14 protein-coding genes are annotated in these 22,993 nt (G+C 73.0%); 8 read left to right on the forward strand and 6 right to left on the reverse strand.

The features are described 5' to 3' along the window. Nucleotides 1-280: 280 nt before the first annotated feature. The 3 genes from IPQ09_18405 to IPQ09_18415 are packed head-to-tail and all read left to right on the forward strand — an operon-like array spanning nt 281 to nt 9,956. The gene (locus tag IPQ09_18405) at nt 281-5,080 is read left to right on the forward strand and encodes an AgmX/PglI C-terminal domain-containing protein (protein MBL0196158.1); all 4,800 of its coding nucleotides are present in this window, start codon (nt 281-283) and stop codon (nt 5,078-5,080) included. After that, nucleotides 5,077-9,105: a VWA domain-containing protein gene (locus tag IPQ09_18410; GenBank protein MBL0196159.1), complete on the forward strand. Its 4,029-nt coding sequence runs from the start codon at nt 5,077-5,079 to the stop codon at nt 9,103-9,105. Before IPQ09_18405 ends, IPQ09_18410 begins: the two co-directional genes overlap by 4 nt. Next, complete coding sequence (locus IPQ09_18415; GenBank protein ID MBL0196160.1) at nt 9,102-9,956, forward strand: hypothetical protein; 855 nt, start codon at nt 9,102-9,104, stop codon at nt 9,954-9,956. The genes IPQ09_18410 and IPQ09_18415 overlap by 4 nt, the downstream gene beginning before the upstream one ends. Here the strand turns inward: IPQ09_18415 and IPQ09_18420 are convergent. From IPQ09_18420 to IPQ09_18430, 3 genes are read right to left on the reverse strand one after another with little or no spacing between them, the layout of a single operon-like run. Beyond that, nucleotides 9,951-10,742 carry an aspartate/glutamate racemase family protein gene (locus IPQ09_18420; protein ID MBL0196161.1) on the reverse strand — a complete coding sequence of 264 codons (792 nt, stop codon included), beginning with the start codon at nt 10,740-10,742 and terminating at the stop codon, nt 9,951-9,953. The genes IPQ09_18415 and IPQ09_18420 overlap by 6 nt on opposite strands. Then, nucleotides 10,739-12,091 carry a class I SAM-dependent methyltransferase gene (locus IPQ09_18425; GenBank protein ID MBL0196162.1) on the reverse strand — a complete coding sequence of 451 codons (1,353 nt, stop codon included), beginning with the start codon at nt 12,089-12,091 and terminating at the stop codon, nt 10,739-10,741. The genes IPQ09_18420 and IPQ09_18425 overlap by 4 nt, the downstream gene beginning before the upstream one ends. Beyond that, on the reverse strand, nt 12,088-12,693 hold the full coding sequence (locus IPQ09_18430; GenBank protein ID MBL0196163.1) for a cysteine dioxygenase family protein: 606 nt from the start codon (nt 12,691-12,693) through the stop codon (nt 12,088-12,090). Before IPQ09_18430 ends, IPQ09_18425 begins: the two co-directional genes overlap by 4 nt. Before the next feature lie 154 nt (nt 12,694-12,847). Between IPQ09_18430 and pip the strand changes: the two genes are divergently transcribed. Together pip and IPQ09_18440 are read left to right on the forward strand one after the other, a co-directional pair. Then, the gene (gene pip, locus IPQ09_18435; protein ID MBL0196164.1) at nt 12,848-13,807 is read left to right on the forward strand and encodes a prolyl aminopeptidase; all 960 of its coding nucleotides are present in this window, start codon (nt 12,848-12,850) and stop codon (nt 13,805-13,807) included. A 199-nt stretch (nt 13,808-14,006) separates the two neighbouring features. After that, entirely contained in the window at nt 14,007-15,239 is a 1,233-nt protein-coding gene (locus tag IPQ09_18440; protein ID MBL0196165.1) for an alpha/beta hydrolase, read from the forward strand. Nucleotides 15,240-15,339: 100 nt separating this feature from the next. Here IPQ09_18440 and rplT read toward each other — a convergent pair whose 3' ends face one another. Then, nucleotides 15,340-15,696 (reverse strand): 50S ribosomal protein L20, encoded by a 357-nt coding sequence (gene rplT, locus IPQ09_18445; protein ID MBL0196166.1) that lies wholly within the window; start codon nt 15,694-15,696, stop codon nt 15,340-15,342. 13 nt (nt 15,697-15,709) lie between these two features. Then, entirely contained in the window at nt 15,710-15,907 is a 198-nt protein-coding gene (gene rpmI / locus IPQ09_18450) for a 50S ribosomal protein L35 (GenBank protein ID MBL0196167.1), read from the reverse strand. A 229-nt stretch (nt 15,908-16,136) separates the two neighbouring features. Here rpmI and IPQ09_18455 point away from each other — a divergent pair, with 229 nt between their 5' ends. Both IPQ09_18455 and IPQ09_18460 read left to right on the forward strand, forming a co-directional pair. Beyond that, nucleotides 16,137-17,624: an amidase gene (locus tag IPQ09_18455; GenBank protein MBL0196168.1), complete on the forward strand. Its 1,488-nt coding sequence runs from the start codon at nt 16,137-16,139 to the stop codon at nt 17,622-17,624. Nucleotides 17,625-17,741: 117 nt separating this feature from the next. Beyond that, nucleotides 17,742-19,835, forward strand: a complete 2,094-nt coding sequence (locus IPQ09_18460; protein ID MBL0196169.1) for a hypothetical protein — start codon at nt 17,742-17,744, stop codon at nt 19,833-19,835. A 235-nt stretch (nt 19,836-20,070) separates the two neighbouring features. Here the strand turns inward: IPQ09_18460 and IPQ09_18465 are convergent, their stop codons facing one another. After that, the gene (locus tag IPQ09_18465) at nt 20,071-21,018 is read right to left on the reverse strand and encodes an NAD-dependent epimerase/dehydratase family protein (protein MBL0196170.1); all 948 of its coding nucleotides are present in this window, start codon (nt 21,016-21,018) and stop codon (nt 20,071-20,073) included. 147 nt (nt 21,019-21,165) lie between these two features. Here IPQ09_18465 and IPQ09_18470 point away from each other — a divergent pair, with 147 nt between their 5' ends. Further along, the gene (locus tag IPQ09_18470; protein ID MBL0196171.1) at nt 21,166-22,992 is read left to right on the forward strand and encodes a hypothetical protein; all 1,827 of its coding nucleotides are present in this window, start codon (nt 21,166-21,168) and stop codon (nt 22,990-22,992) included. Nucleotide 22,993 lies beyond the last annotated feature (1 nt).

Consider the following 22,993-nt stretch of genomic DNA (forward strand, 5'->3'; position numbering starts at 1 on the left):
GCCGCTTCGCACGGATCTGCCTCCCGGGGCAGGTCCGTGGTCGTTTGTGGGGTCGACCGCCGCGCTCGGGGCAGCCTTGGGGCTAGAGCCGCGAAATTTGCGGCCTTCGCGGGCCGCCGTGTCCTCGTGGCGCGAGCCGGGGAACTTCTCGCGCGCTGGCGCGTCCTATCGACCTGCGCGTCTCGACGCGCGTTGCTTCGCGCGATCGATCCGGCATACGTTCAGACCCGGTCGCCAACAGCCTTCGTCCGTCGGGCGACATGCCCAGGGGAAACTGCCGATGCGCTCGTTTCGTCCGTTCGCGTGCCTCCTCGTGCTCGTGCCGCTCGCGGCTTCGCTCCCGTTCTTGGTCGTGGGGTGCAAAGGACCGTCGCCGGCGGCGGTCGTCGCCCACGGCGACACCTTCGCGGAGCTCCGCGCGGTGAAGGGAGAGATCACCGTCGCCGAGGGCGGACAACCCGCGCGCGCGCCCTACCCTCGCGAGCGTCTCACCGAGACGAGTGTGGTGACCCTCGGGGCCGGCGCCCTGGCGTGGATCCGACGCGACACCGGCGCCGTGTGGCTCCTGGCCGGGCCAGCCGAGCTCCGCATGACCGGTGACTCGGCCAAGCTCTCCTCGGGGCGGGTCTTCGTCGACGGCGAGGACGGCCCGCCCGTCCGCATCGACTCCCCGCGCGGCGTGATCGAGCTGTCCGACGCGCGGGCCAGCGTGGAGGTCACGCCGGACGGCACGGAGGACATCTACGTGCTCCGCGGCGCGGCGCGAGCCGCGGCGCGACCCGAGCGGGCGATCGCCGGCGAGCGACTCACGCTCAGGGCCGACGGCTCCGTCACTCGCAGCGCCGCCGTCGCCTGGGACGACTGGACCGGCGGCCTCGCCACCGCCGATCCGGGCGCGCAGCCAGCGCCGTTCGGGCTCGGCACGGTGGGCGCGCGGCCGCCTGGTGATAAGGGTAAACCAAGGTTTTCATTGGTGATTGAGCGCCTCGATGTGCGCGTCACGGTCGACCACGACTTCGCCGTCACCGAGGTCGATCAGACCTTCGTGAACCCGAGCTCGGCGACCGTCGAGGGCATCTTCAGCTTCCGCACGCCGCCCGGCGCCGTGCTCCACAAGTTCGGCGTCGATCGCGAGGGCGAGATCGTGTGGGGCCGCGTGAAGGAGAGCGCGGCGGCCAAGGCGCAGTACGAGAGCAACGTCTACGCGGGCTCCACCGAGGATCCTGCGCTCCTCTCTTGGGCGGCGCCGGGTGTGTACAACGCGCGCCTTTACCCCATCGAGCCTGGCGCGAAGCGACGCGTGGTGACGCGCTACGCCGAGTGGCTCTCCCGGCAGGGGCCGAAGGCGGATCGTCGCGTCTACGTCTACCCGATGGCCGCCGAGGGCGCGCGCGCCTCGCTGCCGCGCATCGAGGAGCTCCGCGTCTCTCTCGACCTCGCGCGCGCCGGCGCCACCCGTGTCCGCGCGGGCATGAACGGCCGCGCCGAGGGCAAGAGCGTCGTCATCCAGGCCTTCGACCTCGTCCCCCGGGCCGATCTCGCGGTCGAGCTGTTCGACGGCGGGGAGAGCGAGCCGGTCGCGTACCGCGCGCGCCACGCGCTCACGGCGGCCGACGTCCCGATGAACGCCGACGCCAAATTCGCTGAGCAAGTCTCGAAGGAGGAGCCCGACTACCTCCTCGTCCCGCTCCGCGGCGGCTCGGTCGACGTGGCCCCCAAAGGCATCGATCTCGCGATCGTGGTCGACACGTCCGCGGCGACCGAGCCCGGGGCGCTCGCCGTGGCGCGGAGCCTCACCGCGGCGCTGCTCGCCCACCTCGGCCCAGACGATCGCGCGGCGCTCTGGGCCGGCGACGCGACCCTCCGGCCGGTGGGCGAAGGCGGCGGTGAGCTCGGGCCCGTCGACGCGGCGCGCAGGCGGGCGTGGCTCTCCGGGCTCGCGAGCGTCGAGCGCGGCGGCGCGACCGATCTCGGCGCCCTGCTCGCCGAGGCGGCAAGCAAGCTCGACACCAAGCGCCGAGGCGCCGTGCTGTACATCGGCGACGGCCTGCCCTCGGTGGGCGAGCTCACCCCGAAGTCCTTGCGCGACCGCATGGCGAGGCTGCCGCCGAGCACGCGAGTGTTCGCGGCGGGCGTCGGCAGCCGCGCGAACATGCCGCTGCTCGCTTCCATCGCGCGGGGGGCGCCGGCGGAGTCGGTCGGGGATGGCTACAGCGCCGCGCGGGCCGCGCTCCGGCTCCTCGAGGCGGCCCAGAGCCCCGCGTGGGTGGGCGCGTCGCTCGACCTCGCGGGTGTCGAGCGCGTGCTCCCTCGCGAGCTGCCGCCCGTGGGCCTGGACGACAGCGTCCTCGTCGTCGGTCGGGTGGCGGGCAAGGCGCCGGGCTTCGTGGACATCAAGAGCGGAGACGTGACGAGCCACAAGGCCTTACGGGTCGTGGAGATCGACGACGGCGGCGATCTGCGCCGTCGCTGGGGGCAAGGCCGCATGGAGGAGCTGCTGGCGGAGGGCGCGGGCCGCGCCTCGCTCGTCGACATCGGGCGGCGCTACAGCCTCGTCTCCCCGTACACGTCGCTCTACGTCCCCACGGCTCGCGAGGTCCAGCAGGGCGCCGACACGGGCGACTCTCTCGCCGAGGCGCGGGCCGCCGCCGTGGAGCGCCGCCGCTTCTGGCGGCCGTGGTCGCGCACGTGGAGGCTGGATGACTCGACGTTGGAGGCCTCTCCTGCTTCGGTCGCGGACAACAAAGAAGGCGGCACGGGGACGCGAGCCAAGGGCGAGGAGGGGTCGATGGGCGCGCCCAGAGCGCCCAGCAACCACCGGTACGCCGTGCGAGGCCCGTCCGACTCGTCGAACGCGGACGATGAGCGGAAGAACGCGCTGAAGGACTCCGCCGAGTTCGGGATGATCGGGCTGCTCGACCCGCAGGCGCCGCCGCCGCCCCCGGGGCCGCCTCGTGACGCTCCCGTCGAGTCCGCGCCCATGGCCGCGGCCACAGCGGCGAGCGCGCCCGCGGCGCCCGCGCAGGAGGTCGCGAAGCAGGGCAAGGGTGGGATGTGGGCCACCGACGGCGACACCCTCGCCGGGACCGGCGAGGGCGGCGGTGGCCGAGGCGAAGGCATCGGCCTCGGCAACATCGGCACCCTCGGCCACGGCGCCGGGACGGGGACAGGTCAGGGCTTCGGCAGCGGCGCGGGCCGCCTCGGCGGCCAGCACGCCACGCAGGCGCCGCAGCTGCGTCAGGGCGCGACCCAGGTCAACGGCCGCCTGCCCCCCGAGGTGATCCAGCGCATCGTTCGCCAGAATTTCGGACGCTTCCGCTTGTGTTACGAGAACGGGCTCCGCAGCAACCCAAACCTCCGGGGATGGGTGAGCACGCGCTTCGTCATCGACCGGTCGGGCGCCGTCTCGGCGGCCTCTGTCGCCTCCTCCGATCTGGGCGACCCGGCGGTGGCTCAGTGCGTGGTGCGGTCGTTCGGGAACATGAGCTTCCCCGCGCCCGAGGGGGGCGTCGTCTCGGTGGTCTACCCGATCGCGTTCGCTCCTGGGGGCGAGTCGCTGCCGCAGCCGGCGCCGCAGGCCGCCCAACCCGCGCAACCCGCCCAAACGGTACCGCAGGCCGCCGCCGTCTCGGCGTTCTCGGTCTCCCTGGGCGTCATCGGGCATGTGCCCCGTCCGTGCGGTGCCGCGGCGGATCTTCCTCTCGCCGAGCGACGCGTCCTCTGGAGCGAGCGCCTCGCCACCCAGCGCAGCGCGCCGGGCGCCCTCGCGATCTATCGCAAGGCGCTCGAGGACTGTGAGGCGCCCACCTGGCGCGAGCGCACCACGCTGCTCCTGCTGATGGTCGAGCAGCTGCCGTCCGTCACCGCGCGCGTCGCGCTCTGGCGCTCGCTCATCCTCACGCCCGCGGCCGACATCGTTTACCGCGCGGTCGTCGTTCGCGTCCAGACCGTGGCGGAGCTCCACGAGCTTCACCGCGCGCTTGGGCTCGCTTCGGTGGATCCCGACCTGCTGGCGGGCATGCTCGCGAAGGCCAAGACCCCGCCCGAGCGGCTCGCCGTGCTACGCGCCGCCGCGACGAAGTGGCCCGACGACTTCGAGCTCGGGCTCCGCGTGCTCGACGCGCTCGAGGACGCCGGCGATGACGGGGGAGGCCGCGCGTGGGCTCGGCGCCTGCGCAGGAGAGCCGACGCCACGGCCCATGTGTGGACAACGGTGGGCGAGTATTACCTTCGGCTCGCGGCCCGCGCCACAGGCCCGGCGGCCGAGCGCGATCGCGTGGAGGCGCGGCGCACGTTCGGTGAGCTCGTCGAGTTCTCCCCCGAGGATCCCGCGGCGCGCCGCCGCCTGGGCGACCTCTTGAGAGCTCACGGGTGGCACGAAGAGGCCCTCCGGCAGTACCTCACGCTGCAGACGCTGACGCCCGACGACCCCACGGTCCCGCTGCTCGTGGCCGCCGCGTCGCACGGCGTGGGCCGGGTCGAAGAGGCCGTGGCGTGGGCAGAGAAGGCGGCCACGGCCGGCTCGCCCGACGGCGCCAGCGCGCTCTCGCGGGCCGCGCGTGCGACGGCGCTCTCGTTCCTCGCCGCCGCGCGCGACGAGGCGCTGCGCGCCGGGAAGCGCGACGACGCCGAGCGCCTCCTCGGGCGCACGCGGCGCCTGCTCGCCGCGGGGGAGGGCGGGCGACCTGGGGCCGAGCAGGAGCGCAGCGTGCGCGTGCTCGTCACCTGGGCTCACCCCGAGCTGCACCCGTCGCTGTGGACGACGGCGCTGGGCGCCCCGATGCCGTCCCCCGACAACTTCCCTAGCTTCGGCGTGGCGGAGGCGAAGCTCGGGGCGACGCCCGCCCAGGTCGAGCTGAGGCTCGAACCAGAGGACGCCGCGCGTGCGGCGCGCCTGGGGCTCCGGGCGACGGTCACGGTCATCGTCGGAGGTGGGACACCGGCCGAGAAGATCACGCGACAGGAGGTCACCTTCGGGACCACGGCCGACCCCGCATCGCGCGTGATCCTCACCCACGACGGCGCGGCCCTACGCGTCGAGCGCGCGCCGGCCGACAAGGCCAAGGGAGCCGAGCGATGAGGCGGCGAATCAGCGCGCTCGCCGGCCTCTTCCTCCGCTTCGAGGTCACCCTCACCGCGCTGGCGCTCGCCGCCGCGTGGAGCGGCGATCTCGGCTATTCGACCCGCGTGCGCACGGTGGACATCGGGCCGGTGCAGACCACCGTGGGAGATCTCCGCGCGCTCCACGCGGAGGTGCTCGTGCGAGGTGCAGAGGTGCGCGGGAGCGCTCGCCTCCGCGACGGCGACGAGATCAAGACCGGCGCGGGTGGCCGCGCGCGGGTGCGGCTCGACGACGGCACCATCGTCATCGTCGATGGCGACGCCACGCTCACGCTCAAGGGGGCGCGCCTCACGCTCGCGCGCGGTCGGGTGTTCGTGCAGGCGGGCGCTGCGGGCCGCACCGAAATCGCGATGCGCGACTCGCTGACGCGCGTGGTCTCCAGCGCGGCGGCGTTCGACGCGGGCGACGCGGGCGACGCCAAGAGCCCCGCGAAGGCCTACTGCGCGCGCGGCGAGCTCGTGCTCACCGCGGCCGGCAAGTCGGCCCATGTGCAGAGCGGCGAGACCGTCACGGTCGGCGTTGGCGAGGCGAAGGTCGCGCCGGAGACCGCGTTCGACGACTGGACCGGCGGCTTGGCGGTGCCTTGGTCGGGCGAGCCGGCCACCGCGAGCGCCCTCGCGGAGCTGTGGGGTGGCGCAGGTGGCGTCGACCCCGGCGCCCCGCTGGTCGTTCGCTCCGCCAAGGTCGAGGTGGGCATCGACGGCGAGGTCGCGCACACGCAGATGCGAATGACCTATTTCAACGGCTCGGAGCGCCAGGTCGTCGCCGACGTTCGGATGGCGCTGCCGGAGGGGGCCATCGTGTCGAAGGTCGCGAGAGTCGACGAGGGCAACGCCACCGAGCAGACCGCGACGCTGGCGGTGGGCAATCCGAACGGGGCCGACAACGGCCGGCTCGAGTGGGCGGGCGGCGGGTGGTTGCGCGGGACCCTCACGGGCGTGCCCGCGGGGCGCTCGGTCGAGCTCGCCGTCGACTACGTCGAGTGGCTCCCCCAGCGCGATGGCCACGCGACGTACCGCTTCCCCATGGCGAGCGACACGGAGGCCCCGATGGTCGGAGGACTCGACCTCCGCGTGGTGTCGCACTCGCCCGCGCGCTGGCTCTCGGCGAGCACGGGCGCCGCCGTCGTGGGCGGCGCGATCGAGCAGCACAGCGCCGACCTCCGCCCCACCGGAGACCTCGTCGTCGAGCTCTCGCCCGACGTGGTGAAGGCCGGGATCGCGCGCGCGTACGTCGCGCCCGGCGCGCGGGGGGAGGACCCCTACCTGCTCGTGCGCACCGAGGCGCCGGCGGCGGCCGAGGCGGGGGTGACCCTGGCCCTCGTGGTCGACGCCTCCGCGAGCGTGGGCCCTTCGCTCCTCGAGATCGAGCGCGCGGCGGTGGACGCGCTCCTCGAGGCCCTCGGCCCGAAGGACGCGGTCGTCCTGCTCGTGGCCGACCACGGCACGCGCCTCGTGGGGCCCGAGAAGCCCGAGGCGGTGACGCCCGAGCTCCGCGCGCGCCTCCGGAAGGGGCTCGCCGACGTGCGCGCGGGCGGGGCCTCGAACCTCGGGCTCGCGCTCGAGCGCGCCGCCGACCTGCTGGACGGCGAGGGCGACCGCGCCGGCAGCGGCATGGTCGTCTACCTCGGCGATGGCAGGCCCACGGTGGGCGAGTCGAGCGCGCGCGATCTCCGCAAGCGCCTGGCGCGGCGGGCCAGTGGCGCTCCGCGGCTCGGGGCGCTCGCCGTGGGGCAGGGCGCCGACCGGTGGCTGCTCGCCGAGGTCGTCGCGGGCGGTGGCCCCGTGTACGACGTGCTCGACCGACCCGACGCGGCCCGCGCGAGCGCCGCGCTCGTGGCCGACGCGCTCGCACCTACGCTGCGCGACGTGTCCGTCGACCTCGGCGCGACCGTCGATCGCGTCTACCCGCGCGAGCCCCAGGGCGTGGCGGCGGGGTCGACCCTGACCGTGGCCGGCCGCCTCCGTGGTGAGCCGCCGAAGCAGCTCGCGCTGCGCTACCGCCGCGGCACGAAGCTCGTCGAGGAGCTCCGGCCGGTCGAGCTCATGCGCGTGCCCGCCGCGGCGGACGTCGCCCGACGCTGGGCCGAGCAGCGCATCCAAGAGAGCGTGACCCACGCCGACGGCCTCGAGCCTGGTATCGCCCTCGCGTCCCGCTCCGGGCTGCTCACGCCGTGGACCGGCTGGTACTTCGGGGGCAGCGCCGGGTCGGCGTCGTGGGACCAGCGGGTGCTCGGCCTCTCGCCGCGCGTCGACGCCGCGTTCGCGAGCAAGGTCGAGCCTGCGCCGCCGCCCTCGTCGCTCTTGCTCGAGCCGCCTGCGCTCGAGCTCGATCGAGACGCGGCGCCCGCAGACGAGGCCTCGATCGAGCAGGCCGTGGAGCTCGCGGCCCGCCGCTCGATCCGTGACTCGATGGGCGCGATGGTCGCCTGCCGTGACGCCCGCGCGTCGATCAAGCCGGGCGTCAGCGGGAACCTGCGCGTCGAGGTCGCGGTCGACGCCGAGGGTCGCGCCAAGCGCGTCGTCGTTCGCGCCAGCGCCACCGCCGACGACGATCCGGTGCTCAATCGCTGCGTGCGCGTGGTCGTGAGCGCGGTGCCCTTCTTCGCGTCGGGCGTCGCCGTGTCCGTGACCCTCGACCTCTCGCTGCCGCCCGGGCAGCGCGCGAAGCGCACGCAGTGCTCCGTGGCCTCCACCCTGCCGCTCGCGGTGAAGCGCGGGATCTGGCGTGCGCGTAAGTCTAGAGGAACGCTCGATTATTCGGAGGCGGCGCGCGCGTGCGAGCTCCCTACATGGAGCGACCGACGCACCCTCCTCGGCATCCTCGTCGCCGGCATGGCGCCTGTCACCGGGACCGCCCTCGCCGCGCGCTTCTCCGCCGAGGGCGCGACGGACGCGGCCGCGTTCGTTCGCCAGGAGCTCCTCCGCACGATCCGGCTCGACGGGCTCGACGCGGCCACCCTCCGCAAGCTGCTCATCGACGACGAGCCGAAGCTCGACCACTCGCTCGACAAAGCCTACCGAGCCGCGACGTCCGACGCGGCGCGCCTCGCGGTGCTCCGCCGCTTCTTGAGGCTCGCCCCGCACAGCCCGCTCGGGCGCCGCCTGCTCATCGCCCAGCTCGAAGCGACCGGGGCGCGCGAGCCGCTCCTCGACGAGATCGAGCACATCCGGTACGACCGCTTCGCCGACGCGGGCCTGCTCGCCGAGTGCGCGTCCACGCTTCGGCGCGTGGGGCTCGACGAGGAGGGGCGCCGCGCGTTCGGCGAGCTCGTCGAGCGCGCGCCGCGCGATCCGTGGACCCTCGGGTACGTGGGCGATCGCCTGCGCGCCGAGGGCCTCTACGAGGACGCGCTCGCGGCCTACCAGCGGCTCGACGCCGCCATGCCGGACGACCCCGCCGTCACGCTCCGCCTCGCGCTCGCCCACGCAGGCGCCGGGCGGCTGGACGTCGCGACCCGACTGCTCGATCGGGTCGCGCAGACCGGGGGACGTGGCGATGACGGTCGGCTCGGCGAGCTCTCCTCGATCGTGTCCGCGTCGCTCATCGCGGCCGCCCGGCAGGCCCCCGCGCGCGCGCCCGCCGCGCTCGCCGCCGAGACCGACGCGCTGCTCGTGCGCCGCCTCGCGCAGACGCCGCTCCCCGACGTCGCGAGCTTCATCCTCGTGAGCGCGCCCGTCTCCGACTCCTACGTCGAGGTGCTCGTCGCCCGCCAGGAGAAGGACAAGGACGAGCTGGCCGCCGACCTCGACGCCCCGGTCATGGGCCTCGCCGCCGTGCGCATCGAGCGCGGCGGCGGGACCACGCGGCTGCGCCTGCGCCGCCGCGGCTTCCCGAGCACGCGGTCGACCCGGGCGATCGTTCGTGCTCTCGTGCTGAAGGGGGGCGATCGCAGCCAGGCGGTGCTGGTCACTCGGGAGGTCGACGTTCCCGCGGGCGAAAAGGGCGTCGAGCTGCGCTGGACCGGAGAGGCGTTCCAATGACATCCCCCGACGCACCCGAGACCACGGCCCTGCCGTCCGCGACCGCGAGCGACCCTCTCGCGGCGCTCTCGGCTGAACCCGCTACAGGCGCCGCTGAGGCGTTCGCGCAGGCCGACGCACCCGGCGAGCCCGAGGCGCCGGGCGCTGCCGTGCCCCACGCGCCAGGCGTTGAGCCGCCGGCCGACGACGCCGCTGCGGAGGCCATCGCGCAGCCTGCCGCGATGCAGGCCGAGAGCGCCGTCGGGCCTTTTTCGTACGGGTGGCCACCGCCCGTCTCCGCGGGGCCGTACCGCACGCCCCCGTACGAGGGGAGCCCTCACGTCCTGCGCGGGCCGCGCCTTCCCTGGGCGATCCTCGGTCCGTCGCTGCGCGTGTTCGCGGTCCTCCTGTGGAGCTACGTGGTGGTAGGGCAGTTCACCGCGTCCTGGCCTCTCGGCAGGCCCATTAGCCCTGTGGTCGCGCTCGCCCTCGTGTCTCTTCTCACGCTCCTCGCGTGGATCGTCGCGTTCCGAACGAGCCTCGCGGTCGCGCCCGCGGCGAACGCGCGCCGCTTCGTGGGGCGCGGCCTCGCGATCGCGGCGGGCGGCTTCGCGCTCTTCGTCGGCGCGGTGCTGGCGCCGATCGTCGGCGTCGTCGTGCTGCCGCACACGCGGGGATACGACCTCCTCGTCGGCTTCGCGCTCGTGTCGGTCTCGCTCGTGGCCGCGCTCCTCGGCGACCACATCTCCCACTCGCCCGATCTCCCACGACCCACGCGCACGCACGGGCAGCGCTTCGTGACGGTGCTCGCGTGGATGGGCGGCGTGGCGCTCACCCTCATCGCGGGCGCCGATCTCGCAGGCGCCCTATGAGCGGCGCGCGAACGTGAGCGTAGCCACGGGCCCCGGGTCGAGGCCGAACGCGGCCTTGGCGCCCGCGCGGGTCGCCTCCGGACTGCCCGTCGTGAAGGCGCGGATCCGCCGCGCCGCGGCGCGTTGCGCCCCGACCATCGGGGGCTCGATCGGGCATACGCGCTCGGCCAACGCCTCCGCCGGGTCGAGCAGCTCCACCCCAGGCAAGTGCCGCTGCAGCACGCCCTCTATCGCCGGGTAGTGCGTGCAAGCGAGGAGGACCGCGCGCTCGCCGCGGAGCGGCGCGACGACGCGCGCCACGTCCGCCTCGAGGGCGGCCGACCCGAGCTCGCCCCGCTCGACCCACGCCGACAGCGGCTGCGCGACCCGCCCGCGCACCGTGACGTCGCGCGCGGCCAGGCGGCGCCGATGGTGCCCGGAGCGCACCGTCCGCCCTCCGCCCAGGAGCCCCACCCGGGAGAGGCCCGTGCGGAGCACCACCTCCACGCCAGCGTCCAGCATGTCGAGCACCTCCAGCGAGGTCGCCGGGAGGAGGTGCGCCACGGTGCTCGCCGCGTTGCACGCGAGCACCGCGCGCTCGGCGCCGAGGCCTGCGAAGTAAGCGAGCAGCACCCCGAGCCGGGCCGCGAGCGCGCGGGTAGGTACCTTGCCGTACGGAGTGAATCCCGCGTCGGAGACGTAGACGATGGAGAGCGTCGGATCGCGTCTCCAGAGCGCCCGCACCACGCCGAAGCCGCCGATGCCCCAGTCGAGCACGAGCAGCGGCGCGCGCGATGTGCCCGTCACGGGTAGCTCTGCGGGAGCGCGAAGCCCCGCGGGAGCGGACCCGAGTCGAACGCGACCACGCGCGACGCGAGCGCCACGGTGAGCACCTCCACGCGTCGCCCGGGGAAGCGCCCCTCCAGGTACCACCGCACCTCGTGCTCGGAGCGGATGGGGTTGTACTTCAGCATCTCGGCCCAGCTTGGATCGCGCACGAGCGCCCCGAGCTTGCGGTGAAAGTGTGCATAATGCACGCGACTTCGTGCGCGGGCCAGCGCCCCCGCGACGAGCCGCGGAGCGTCCCGAGCACCGGCTGGAACGGCGACCATGTCGACGATGAGGAGCCGGCCCCCAGGCGCCAGCACCCTCCGAATCTCGGCCATGATCGGGTCCCAGTCGAGGTACCGGAACGAGAGCATCGAGATGACCACGTCGACGCTGGCGTCGTCGGCCGGGAGCGCCGGCCCGGTCACGGCCTCGAACCGGAGGCCGCTCGTGTGGCCGAACCTGCGCCGCGCGCGGGCGATCATTTCGCTCGACGCGTCGAGCCCGAGGCCGCTGCCGAGCCGAGGCGCGAGCCTCGCCAAGAGCGCGCCGTTCCCGCACCCGATCTCGAGGGCTCGTGCGCCCGTCGACGCGTCGGGCAGGTGGCGCTCGAGCCAGGCCACCTCGGGCCCGCGGACCCCAATGTCGGCGAAGGCCTCGTCGTAGAGATCGGCCACGCGATCGTACGAGGCGGCCGCGGGGTCGAACGTGGGGTCGGGCAGGAAACGCAGCATGGCCTCCGGACGGAGCGCTCCGGCGTACTTGAGCGCCGTGGCCCCGAGCCCGTGCGACTTGCGACCCGGCAGCGCCACGACGTGGAGGGGCGCGTCGGCGCCGGCCATCCCACAGCAGCCGCCGTCCCACGCGAAGCGGTCGCGGGCGCGCGAGAAGGTCGTGTAGAGGTGGTGCCCGCGCGCGGGGACACCGAACGTGCGCGCGAAGAAGGGCGCGAACCAGCGCGCGCTCCGGCAGCAGTGGAAGTAGGCCTCGCCGCCTGGCGCGAAGGGCAACGCGCCCTCGGCCGCGAGCGCGCGCCACTCGTGCGGGCTGAGCTGCTCGGGCACCTTCGTGGTGCGGAACATGGGCCCGTACATGCCCGAATGGCCGATGAAGTGGAGCTCTGCGAGCGCGAGACCCTCCGCGCGCAGGCTCGCCATCGCGCGGACGAGATCGGCCTTCGACTCGACCGACTCGACCACCACACGCGCGCGCGGGTGCTTCGCCCGCAGCTCGGCGCCGAGCGTGCGCGCGGCGCGCGAGAACCGCCCGCCGCCCTCCCGGTAGAGCGTGGTGAAGCCCACCCAATACGCCGGCGGGGCCACGCTCACGGCCGCGTCCAGGGCTCGCGTTGCACCACGTCGTCCGGTGGGAGCCACGCGCCGCCGCGCGCGAGGTAGGTGCACCGAGCCTCCGCGTCGTACAGGCGGGCTGGGCCCGCGTCGCCAGGGTAGAGGTGGAGCGTGAGGCCCACGGCGTCCGCCGACTCCATGTCGTGCACGACGTCGCGCGCGACCTCGATGGACTCGCCCGCCTGCCAGCGCCGCACCTGAGAGGGGACGCCGAGGGCGGGGCCGTCGAGGGCGAAGCGGCGCTCCTCGAACCGCCCCGCGAGGACGAGCACGCGCCCTTGCGTGCCGCCGTGGTCGTGAGGCGCGCACCGCACCCCGGGCTGCCAGGTAGCCAGCATCACCTCGCCGCGGGCGCCGTGCTCCAGCGGCACGCGGCCGTAGGGCCTACCCGCGGTCGGCGCCGCGCGGAGGGCCGCGAGGTCCGACGCACGGAGCGAGGCCTCTGACGCCCGCGTGAGCGTCCCGGTCGCGTGGAGCTCCTCGAGCGCGCGGAGCAGCCGCGCGCGGGTGAGCGGCGCGATGAGGCGCCGTGCAGTGGGCAGCGCGCGCAGCGCGCGCTCGTGGGTGAGGGGGGAAATCATGGACCGTCTCACGTGCCTCCAAGCAGAGAACGCCGGACGCCGCCCCTCCATTCTCACGACGCTTGCGCGACGAGCAAGCCCAGCGCGCGCCGAGGCCGGCGCGCGAGTGGTCGTGCCCCTCGCGCAGCGCCCCACGCTGCTGTAGACACGCCCCATGGCCCTCCGCACTTTGTACCCAGCGATCGAGCCCACCCGCCGCGGCAGCCTCGCCGTCTCCGACGGCCACACGTTGTATTGGGAGGAGTCGGGCAACCCCGAAGGCAAACCGGTCGTCTTCCTGCACGGCGGCCCGGGCGGCGGCTCCGATCCGAAGCACCGGCGGTATTTCGATCCCGCCCGCTACCGCATCGTGGTGTTCGATCAGCGCGGCTCCGGCAAGAGCACGCCGCACGCGTCGCTCGAGCACAACACGACCTGGCACCTCGTCGCCGACGTCGAGCGTCTGCGCGAAGAGCTCGGCGTGGAGCGATGGCAGGTGTTCGGCGGCTCGTGGGGCTCCACCCTCGCCCTCGCGTACGCCCAGACCCACCCCGAGCGCGTGACCGAGCTCGTCCTGCGGGGGATATTTCTCCTGCGAAAACAAGAGATTGACTGGTTCTATCAGCGCGGCGCGGGCGCGATCTTCCCCGACGCCTGGGAGGCCTACGAGGGGCACATCCCCGAGGCGGAGCGCGGCGATCTCGTGAGCGCGTACTACGCGCGCCTCACCTCCGACGACGAGGCCGCGCGTCGGGAGGCCGCGCGCATTTGGAGCGTGTGGGAGGGGCGCACGAGCTGCCTCATCCCCGACGTCGAGCTCATCGAGCGCACCTCTGGCGACGAGTTCAGCCTCGCGTTCGCGCGCATCGAGTGCCACTACTTCATGCACGGAGGGTGGCTCACGGGCGAGCGCGCGCTGCTCGCGCCCGCGAACCTCGACCGCATGCGCCACATCCCCGGGGTCATCGTGCAGGGGCGCTACGACGTGGTGTGCCCGGCCGAGAGCGCGTGGGCGCTGCACAAGGCGTGGCCAGAGGCGGCGCTCCACATCGTGCCGGACGCGGGCCACTCGGCGAGTGAGCCGGGGATCGTGGACCAGCTCGTGACGGCCACCGACCGTTTCGCCGAACGTTAGACCGAGCGGCGAGCTCCGCGACGCGCCGGGGGTCTTCGAGGGCGCGCGTGACAACTTCCTACGACGACTGACAAGTCCGAGACGCGCGGATCGCGCGCTCGCGCGTCACTCCTTGCGAGCCGCGCTCGCGTCCCCCGCGCCTTCGAGCCGAAGTCGTCCGGCGGGTTCGCGAAGCACGCGGCCGGAAAGGTACGCTCTCGTGAACGTCACCCTCATGACCGACCCGCATTCGCAAGTCGCGCCCGCGGCGCCGTCCGAGCGCCCCCTCGAGCGCCCCCCGCCCAAGGCGCCCGCGTCCCGCATCGCCGCGTTCGCGCGCGCGCTCGCGCTGGCCCTCGTGGTGCTGGCGGCGCTCGCCTACCGCCCGGCGGCGCACCACGCCGACGCCGCGCAGCTCCTCACCCGCTTCTCCGACTCGAACGCCCGCGTCGAAGGCCTCGACGAGCAAGAGACCTTCGTCCCGACCCCGCGAGGGCCGGTGCGTGCGCGCGTGTTCGCCCCGCGGGCCCGGGCGGCGTTGCCCGGCGTGGTCCTCGTGCACGGCGTGCACTACAAGGGCATCGACGAGTCGCGCATCCTGCGCTTCGCGCGCGCCGTCGCGGACACCGGCGTGGTCGTGATGCTGCCGGAGATCTCCGAGCTCGCGGACTACCACGTAGACCCCCGATCCATCGACACGGTCGGCGCGGCCCTGCGTGAGCTGTCGCGCCGCACGTCGCGCGGGCGCGTCGGACTCATGGGCATGAGCTTCGGCGGCGGGATCGCGCTCCTCACCGCGGCCGATCCGCGCTTCGCGGAGCACGTCGGGTTCGTCGTGGCGGTCGGCGCGCACGACGATCTCGGGCGGATCCTGCGCTTCTTCGCCACGGACGCCATCACCCTGCCGGACGGCACCACGCGCACACAAAAGGCGCACGGGTACGGGGCGACGGTGCTCGTTTACAACAGCGTGGAGCGCATGTTCGCCGCGCCCGACGTCGCCGAGGCCCGCCTCGCCCTCCGCGACTGGCTGCAGGAGAAGCGCGACGAGGCGCGGGCCCACGCAGCCAAGACGAGCCCCGCGGCGCGCGAGAAGCTCGCGCGCGTGTTCGACCCCGACGGCGCCTCGCTGCGGCCGGAGCTGGTCGCGATGCTCGACACCGCGGAGCGCGACCCGGCCAGCCGTGCGGCCGGGCGTGCGGTCTCTCCTCACGGGAACCTCGGCGGCCTGCGCGCGCCCACCTACCTGCTGCACGGCGAGGGCGACACCGTCATCCCGGCGTCCGAGACGCGCTGGCTCGAAGGCCAGGTGCCCCCGGGGCTCCTGCGGCAGGCCCTCGTGAGCCCCGCCATCCAGCACGTCGAGGTGCACGGGGAGCCCACCGCGCGCGAGAAGTGGGACCTCGTCCACTTCATGGGGGAGGTCCTCGGCGACGCCCACGGGATGAGGTGATCTTCACGCCAGGGCACGCGTCAGGGCACAAAGAAGCCGAAGCCTCGCGTCCCGGGTGGGAGCGAGGCTTCGCTGTGGTGCTTGGCGGGGGCGTGCGTCGTCAGGCCTTGGCGGTGGCCGCGGACTTGACGATCTGCTCGAAGCCCTTGGGGTCGACGATCGCGATGTCGGACAGCACCTTGCGGTCGAGGCCGATGTTCGCGATCTTCAGGCCGTGCATGAGGCGCGAGTAGCTCGTTCCGCTCGTGCGAGCCGCGGCGTTGATGCGCGCGATCCACAGGCGGCGGAAGTCGCGCTTCTTGCGCTTGCGGTGGGCGTACGCGTACACCCAGGCCTTCATCACGACCTCCTTCGCATACGCGAAGAGGCGCGAGCGGGCGCTATGGAAGCCCGAAGCGTGCTTCAGAATACGGTTGCGGCGGCGACGCGCCTTGAATCCTCGTTTTGCGCGGGGCATGGGCTATCTCCGTTCAGCCGTAGGGGATGAGACGCTTGATGTGCTTCTCGAGCGTCTTGTCGACCATGTCGTTGTTGCGGAGGCGGCGAATGCGCTTGCGCGATTTCTCCTGCATTCCGTGGTTCCCGCCCTGCTTGGAACGGCGGACGCGGCCGGAGCCGGTCACTTTGAACCGCTTTGCGGCGGTCTTGCGGGTTTTCATCTTGGGCATTGTGTGCTCCGTGTTCGCTCCGGACCAAGGCAGCCCCCCACCACAATGACGGTCGAGGGCTTTTTGCCTTCCGGAAGCGGGAAGGGACGGGCGTTATCGCCGACGATAGGGCTCCTGTCAAGGGCCGGCGTGGAGGAGATCGGGTCTTTTCGCGCCGATCGGACCTGCCTCCGCAAAGCACCAGGCTCCACGGTAGCGGCCCGAGCGAGGTCGAAGTAGGGATAGGGGCGTGACCCCCGAAGAATACCTCACCTACGACGCCATCTCCCTCGCCGAGCTTGTCCGCACCAAGAAGGCCTCGCCCCGCGAGCTGCTCGACGCGTCGCTCGCGGTGATCGACCGCCACGACCCCAAGGTGAACGCGGTCATCCACCGGCTCGACGGCGCGGCCCGCGCCCAGGCCGAGACCGTGAGCCAGGGCGCCTTCGCGGGGGTTCCCTTTTTGGTCAAGGATCTTGACGGAACCCTCGCGAACGCCCCGTGGAACGCGGGCTCGAAATCGCTCCGTGGCTACGTCGCGCCGGGCGACTCCGAGCTCATCGCGCGCTACCGCCGGGCGGGCCTCGTCTTCGTGGGCAAGACGAACACCCCCGAGTTCGGCCTGCTCGCGATCACCGAGCCCGAGCTCCACGGCGCCACCCGCAACCCTTGGAACCTCGACCACGTGCCCGGCGGCTCGTCCGGTGGCTCGGCGGCCGCGGTCGCGTACGGGGCCGTGCCCGTGGCCCACGCGGGCGACGGCGGAGGTTCCATCCGCATCCCCGCCTCGGCCTGCGGGCTCTTCGGCCTGAAGCCCACCCGCGGCCGCATGCCGCTCGGTCCGGGCAAGGGGGAGGGCTGGCACGGCTTCGTCGTGCCTCACGTGCTCTCTCGCACCGTGCGTGACAGCGCCGCGTTCCTCGACGCGACCCACGGCCCCGACGTCGGCGCCCCCTACGTCGCGCCGGCCCCGCGCGGGACCTTCCTCGGCGCGGTCACTCAGTCGTTGAAAGCCCCCGCGAAGCTCCGTGTGGGCTTCACGGCCCGCTCCCTGCTCGGCGAGCACACCCACCCCGAGTGCAAGCAGGCCCTCTCCGCCGCGATGGAGCTCTGCGCCTCGCTCGGGCACGAGGTCGTCGAGGTCGACGTCCCCGTCGATCGCGACGCCGTGCGCGTCGCCTACCTCACGATCGTCGCGGCGGGCGCGGCGTTCGCCGTGGAAGACGCGGGGCGCATCGCGAAGCGCGAGGTCGGCGCCGACGACTTCGAGGCCACCACCTGGTTTCTGGCGCAGGTCGGCCGCGCGCTCTCTGCCCTGGACCTCGAGCGGGCCCGGGCCACCGTCGCCTGCGTGCAGCGGCAGATCGGCGCCCTGTTCGAGTCGCTGGACGTGCTGTCGACGCCCACGCTCGCGTACCCGCCGGCCAAGATCGGCGAGCTCGCCCCGAAGCCCGCGGAGCGCGTCGCCCTCCGCGCGCTGCGCGCCGTGCCGGCCAAGCCGGTGCTGGAGCGGGCCCTCTTCGAGCTCGCGAAGAACGCCCTGGAGCGCACGCCGAACACCATGCTCTTCAACATGACGGGCCAGCCCGCGATGAGCGTCCCGCTCCACTGGGGGGCCGGCTCGTTGCCTATCGGCGTGCAGTTCGTGGGCAAGTTCGGGGACGAAGAGACCCTCCTTGGGCTCGCCGGCCAGCTCGAGGTCGCGTCGCCGTGGAGTGCGCGTCGCCCCTTCAGCTGAGCTGCTGAGCTTCCACCGCACCACGTGAGCGGGACGCCGCGCGCCATCCTCTTGGCCCACGGGCGGCGCGCCTGCCATCATGCTACTCTCCGCGTGGCCTCCCGCGCGCCCGCTGCCATGCCTCTCCGCTCCCCCCACGACGCTCCGTTGCAGGCCTCGTCGTCGCCCGCGCCGCGACGGCGTGGCCCGCGCGCGCTCGTCGTCGCCGCCTGGCTCGCGGCGGGCTGCGGCACCGTCGGCGGGGTGCCCACCGACCCGCCCGACGCGTCGGACGCCTCGGCGGAGGCGGGCGAGATCCCCGACGCCGCCTCGATCGACCAGGCCTCGCCGGACGCCGCGGACGCGCCCGCGCAGCCGCTCGACGGTGGCCCCGACGCGCGCGACGCGAGCGGGTGCACCAAGCCGGCCGACTGCCCCTCGAGCGTATGCGTCCTCGCCACCGGGGTCTGTGCGCCCGCGGCGTGCGGCGACCTGACGAAGAACCAAGACGAGACCGACATCGACTGCGGCGGCGCGGTCTGTCCGGCGTGCGGGTCGTTTCGAAAGTGTGTGCTCGCCTCGGACTGCCAGTCGGGCGTGTGCACCGGCAGCGTCTGCCAACCTCCGAGCTGCACCGACGGCGTCACGAACGGGGCCGAGACGGGCACCGACTGCGGCGGCGGCCTCTGCGCGAAGTGCGCCGACGGGCAACCCTGCGGGGACGCGGCCGACTGCCAGAGCGACGTGTGCGTCGCTGGCGTGTGTGCGAAGGACACGTGCTCCGACGGCGCGAAGAACGGCACGGACACCGACGTCGACTGCGGCGGGGCAGCCTGCCCGCGCTGCGAGGTCGGACTCATGTGCTTGACCGACGCCGACTGCGTGAGCGACTCGTGCGCCGATCGCGGCATGGGGCTCCGGTGCCAGCCGCCGAGCTGCGCAGACGGCGAGCAAAACGGCGCCGAGACCGACGTGGACTGCGGCGGGCCTTCGTGCAGCCCGTGCGTCCGCGGCGCGCGGTGCCTCGTCGGCGCCGACTGCGTGAGCGGCGGCTGCAACTTCGCGTCGGTGTGCTCGGCCGGGCGGAGCTGCACGGCGCACTACGGGGGCAACACCTGCGGGACCGGCGGCGTCGGCGGCGTCGGCCCTGAGCTGTGGGAAGACTGCTGCGTCTCGTCGCCCGTCACCCTCCCGAGCGGCGCGACCGCGCAGGTCGACAAGTACCCCGTCACCTCGGGGCGCATGCGCGCCTTCCTCACGTCGATCGGGTACAACGTGCGCGGGTTCGTCGCGAGCGCGCGCGCAGCCGGCGCCATCCCCACGCTGCCCAGCGATCCGACGGTGCCCGTGCTCGCGCCGCAGTGGGATCGCTACCTGCCCACGAGCTTCGGCGGGGACTCGAACTTCGGCGAGCTGTCGGGTTGCGCCGAGCGCGACTGCTTGCCGCTCGGCAGCTCGAGCTGCACGTGCCAGCCGGGCACGTCGTTCCGCGGGATCTATACGGCCGCCTCGCGCCACATCGGCGGCTTCATCTTCCAGGGCAACGCCCAGTCGCAGACCGGCTGCTTCGTAGGGGGCCCGGGCACGCACTCGTTCCGCTTCCCGAACGGCGCCCAAGACGGGCCCCCGCCCGAGGCGGCCCAAGACATCTACGACACGAAGGCCATGAACTGCGTCGACTACCTGGTCGGGCAGGCCTTCTGCGTGTGGGACGGTGGGCGCCTCGCGACCGCCGAGGAGTGGCGCGCGGCATGGGGACCCGGTCCGCTGCCCTGGTCGGCGACCGATCCTCGCGTGCCCGTCGCGCCCCAAGACCGTGGCCTGCCGCTCGGGCGAGGAGATCAGACCTATTGGGGGTGCCGCTTCCCGTGGGCGACCGACGCGTCGCATCCGTCGTGCGCGCTCACCTGGGACCCCACGCAGCGCTCCATCGAGCTCGCCGCCTACCAGTTCACGTACGAGTACCCCAAGCTGGTGGCGTCCGACTACATCGTGTTCCTGCCCATCCCCGGCCGGACCCGCGGTCGCGGCCCGTCGGGGCACTCCGACCTCGTCGGTGGCATGCTCGAGATGACCTCCGACGTCACCTTCAACGCGAGCCCCTACGAGGCCCGCCATGGGTGGACGGGAGGCGGCTCGTGGGACGCTGGCCCGTACGATCCGGCGTCGTCGTTCGCGACCATGCTCCTGAACAAAACCTCGCGCCTCGGCCTCCGTTGCGCGAGGCCGTAGCGAGACGCGCGCCGCGAGCTCAGCCCAAGGTTCGGAGCCGTTGGGCGGAAGCGCCGCGCGGTGGAGGCGGCGGTTTGCGCTCAGGGGACAGTGGTTTCGGGTGTGACCGCGCGAGAACGCCGACCCTCGAACATGAGTATCCTCCCACCGCCGCCGAAGACGGGACACCCCCTCGCTCCCTTGTGGCGAAAGGCCGAGCCGCGCGACTTCTGGAAGGGATCACGCTTCCAGGAGACTAGCTCGTGAACGTCTTGAAGGCGGCGAACGTCTTGGCGAGGCCGTCGCGGACCTTGATCTTCGGCTCGTAGCCGATGAGCTCGCGGGCCGCCTCGATCGACGCGAGCGAGTCGCGGACGTCGCCCACCCGCGGCGCGCGGTAGTCGGCCTCGATCGTGTAGCCGGCCTCGGCGCCGATGTGCTCGAGGAGCTGGTTCAGCGAGATACGCTCGCCGCAGGCGATGTTCACGACCTGCCCCTCGAGCTTGTTCGAGGTGTTCGCCGCGAGGAGGTTCGCCCCCACGGTGTTCTCGATGTAGCAGAAGTCGCGGGTCTGCTCCCCGTCGCCGTGGACGATCGGGCGGGTCTTGCGGATCGCCGCGGTGATGAAGTTCGGGATGACGGCGGCGTATTGGCTGGTCGGATCTTGCCGCGCGCCGAACACGTTGAAGTAGCGCAAGCTCAGCGTCTCGAGGCCGTAGAGCGCGGCGCTCACGCGCAGGATGTGCTCGCACGTCAGCTTGGACACGGCGTACGGCGAGCGCGGCGAGGGCGCCATCGTCTCGATCTTCGGCAGGGTCGGCGTGTCGCCGTACGCGGATGAGCTGGCGGCGAACATGATGCGGCGGACGCCCTTGTGGCGGGCGAGATCGCAGAGCACCGTCGTGCCCTGTACGCCCACCATCATCGAGAGCTGCGGCGTGTCGACGGAGCGCGCGACCGAGGGGATGGCGGCCTGGTGGAAGACGATCTTGATGCCGTCGAGCGCCCTCGCCATCGCCTCGGGATCGACGATGGAACCCTCGATGAGCTCCCAGTCACCCTTCAGCGACTCGAGGTTCTGCCGGCGCCCGGTGGCGAAATCGTCAATGATCCTTACCTTTTCCCCCGCCGCGAGCAGCGCCTCCGCGATGGAAGACCCGATGAACCCCGCCCCGCCCGTCACTAGATGCGTCGCCTTCGCCATGGCGCATCTAACCACGGGGAGGGCGTGCTTTGCCCCATAATTTCGCGATTCTCCCGGGCGCACGCCTCGAGCGCATCGGCGCATTGTCGCATTTCGTGGTCACCTGTATGCTAGTCGGGCTCGAGTGACTCCCTGCCCGCAGAGCCCATGAACCCATCCCCGTATCAGAACTACGGCGCGCCCGGTGGCATGCCCGGGATGCCCGGCATGCCGCCGATGCCTGGCATGCCCGGGGCTCCGCCAGGCGGTCCGCCGGCGAACGAGCCGTCGACCCGCGATCGCATCAACCGGGCGAAGACGATCGCGCGCCGCGCTGCGCAGCACTGGATCGTCTCCACGTTGATCTTGCTCGTCGGCGGCGGCCTCTCCATCGTGCTCGCGCTGAACAGCAAGAGCATGTACCGCTCCGAGGCGATCATCGTGTTTCGCGCGGGCTTCAAGGTCGGCAAGCAAGAGGAGGGGCCCGCCGAGCGCGCCGCGCGCCTCAAGCCGAAGCTCGAAGACTCGCTGAAGAGCCGCAAACGCCTCGAGCGCATGATCAAGGAGTTCAACCTCTACCCTGACACCATCAAGTCGCAGGGCATCATCACCGCCATCGACGAGATGCGCGACAAGTACGTCGGCTTCCGTGGCAAGGACAGCGACAGGTTCGCGATCTCGTTCGAGAACGACTCTCCCGAGATGGCGAAGAAGGTTACGCAGCGGCTCGCCGAGACCCTCGTCGACGAGTACGGCAAGGAGAGCCTCGGGGTCGTCACGCAGCAGGTGCAGTTCCTCTCCGACCAGGAGACCAAGCTGCTCACAGAGCTCGAGACCGCGAACCGAGAGCTCACGCAGTTTCTCGCGTCGCACCCGGAGTTCGCCGCGGAGATGAAGAAGGCGGGCGGCATGGCGCCGCAGCCCGGCATGGGCCTCCCTGGGGGAGCGCCAGCGGGAGGAGCGCGTCCAGGCGGCGGGGTGCCGGTGGTCATGTCGGGCGATCCGGCGTTGAACGCCCTGCTGCGGCAGCGCCAGCGCATCGAAGCGCAGCTCGCCGCCATCCAGTCCGGCGGCGCCGCCCCGGCGCCGGTCCCTCCCGAGCTCGAGGCGCGGCGCACCCGCGCCGTGTCGGAGCGCGACGCGGCCCAGAACACCATGAATGAAGCGAACGCGGAGCTCGGCAGGGTCCGATCGAGCGGCGTCAGCGAGGTGCACCCCGACATGCGCGCCGTGACGGCCAAGGTCACCGCGGCGAAGAACCAGCTGAACGCCGCCGAGGCGCGCGTTCGCGAGATCGACCAGGAGATCCGCACGGCGCAGCAGCAGTCCACCGTGGCCCCCACGGCGGAGAACATCGACAAGCTGAAGAAGGACCTCGCCCAGACCGACGCGCAGATCGCCGTCGCCAAGAACGCGGGGCTGAAGGCCGTCGGGGCCGACGCCGGCTCGATCACCGAGCCCGTGGGCGTCGTCGCGCTCGAGACCACGTTCCAGCGCCTCATTCGCCGCACCCAAGAGACCCGCACCCAGCTGAACGAGCTGAAGGAGCAGGTCAACAAGGCGCGGCTCGAGCTCGCCAGCGAGCAGAGCAAGTCCTCCGACTCCGTCGACATCGCGGAGGCGGCGTTCCTCCCCACCAAGCCCTCCAAGGGCGGCAAGAGCAAGGTCGCCATGACCGGCGGGGCCGTCGCGCTCATCATCGCCGTCCTTTACGCGGTCGGCCGCGTCGCCTTCAGCGATCGAATCATCGACGCAGGGGACATCGAGTCTCTCCAGGTCATCCCAGTGCTCGGCGTGCTGCCAAGAATCCCTGGCGCGGGCGTGGTCAACGGCGGGGCGGCCGCGGCGGCACCAAGCGGTCCGGGCGGTCCCGGTGGCCCAGGCGGTCCTGGCGGTCCTGGCGGTCCTGGTATGCCCGGTCCGGGCGCCCAGGGACTCGGGGGCGGGTCTGGGGGTGGGGCTCCGAACCCGGCGGTACAAGGGGGCAGGACGTGAC

This window comes from Myxococcales bacterium, assembly GCA_016720545.1.
Classification (GTDB): Bacteria; Myxococcota_A; Polyangia; order Polyangiales; family Polyangiaceae; genus JAAFHV01.

Bases quoted from the DNA above. Each gene is read 5' to 3' on its own strand.
- IPQ09_18405 (MBL0196158.1), top strand. From the start codon at position 281: ATGCGCTCGTTTCGTCCGTTCGCGTGCCTCCTCGTGCTCGTGCCGCTC.
- IPQ09_18410 (MBL0196159.1), top strand. From the start codon at position 5,077: ATGAGGCGGCGAATCAGCGCGCTCGCCGGCCTCTTCCTCCGCTTCGAG.
- IPQ09_18415 (MBL0196160.1), top strand. From the start codon at position 9,102: ATGACATCCCCCGACGCACCCGAGACCACGGCCCTGCCGTCCGCGACC.
- IPQ09_18430 (MBL0196163.1), bottom strand. From the start codon at position 12,693: ATGATTTCCCCCCTCACCCACGAGCGCGCGCTGCGCGCGCTGCCCACT.
- pip (MBL0196164.1), top strand. From the start codon at position 12,848: ATGGCCCTCCGCACTTTGTACCCAGCGATCGAGCCCACCCGCCGCGGC.
- rplT (MBL0196166.1), bottom strand. From the start codon at position 15,696: ATGCCCCGCGCAAAACGAGGATTCAAGGCGCGTCGCCGCCGCAACCGT.
- rpmI (MBL0196167.1), bottom strand. From the start codon at position 15,907: ATGCCCAAGATGAAAACCCGCAAGACCGCCGCAAAGCGGTTCAAAGTG.
- IPQ09_18460 (MBL0196169.1), top strand. From the start codon at position 17,742: ATGCCTCTCCGCTCCCCCCACGACGCTCCGTTGCAGGCCTCGTCGTCG.
- IPQ09_18465 (MBL0196170.1), bottom strand. From the start codon at position 21,018: ATGGCGAAGGCGACGCATCTAGTGACGGGCGGGGCGGGGTTCATCGGG.
- IPQ09_18470 (MBL0196171.1), top strand. From the start codon at position 21,166: ATGAACCCATCCCCGTATCAGAACTACGGCGCGCCCGGTGGCATGCCC.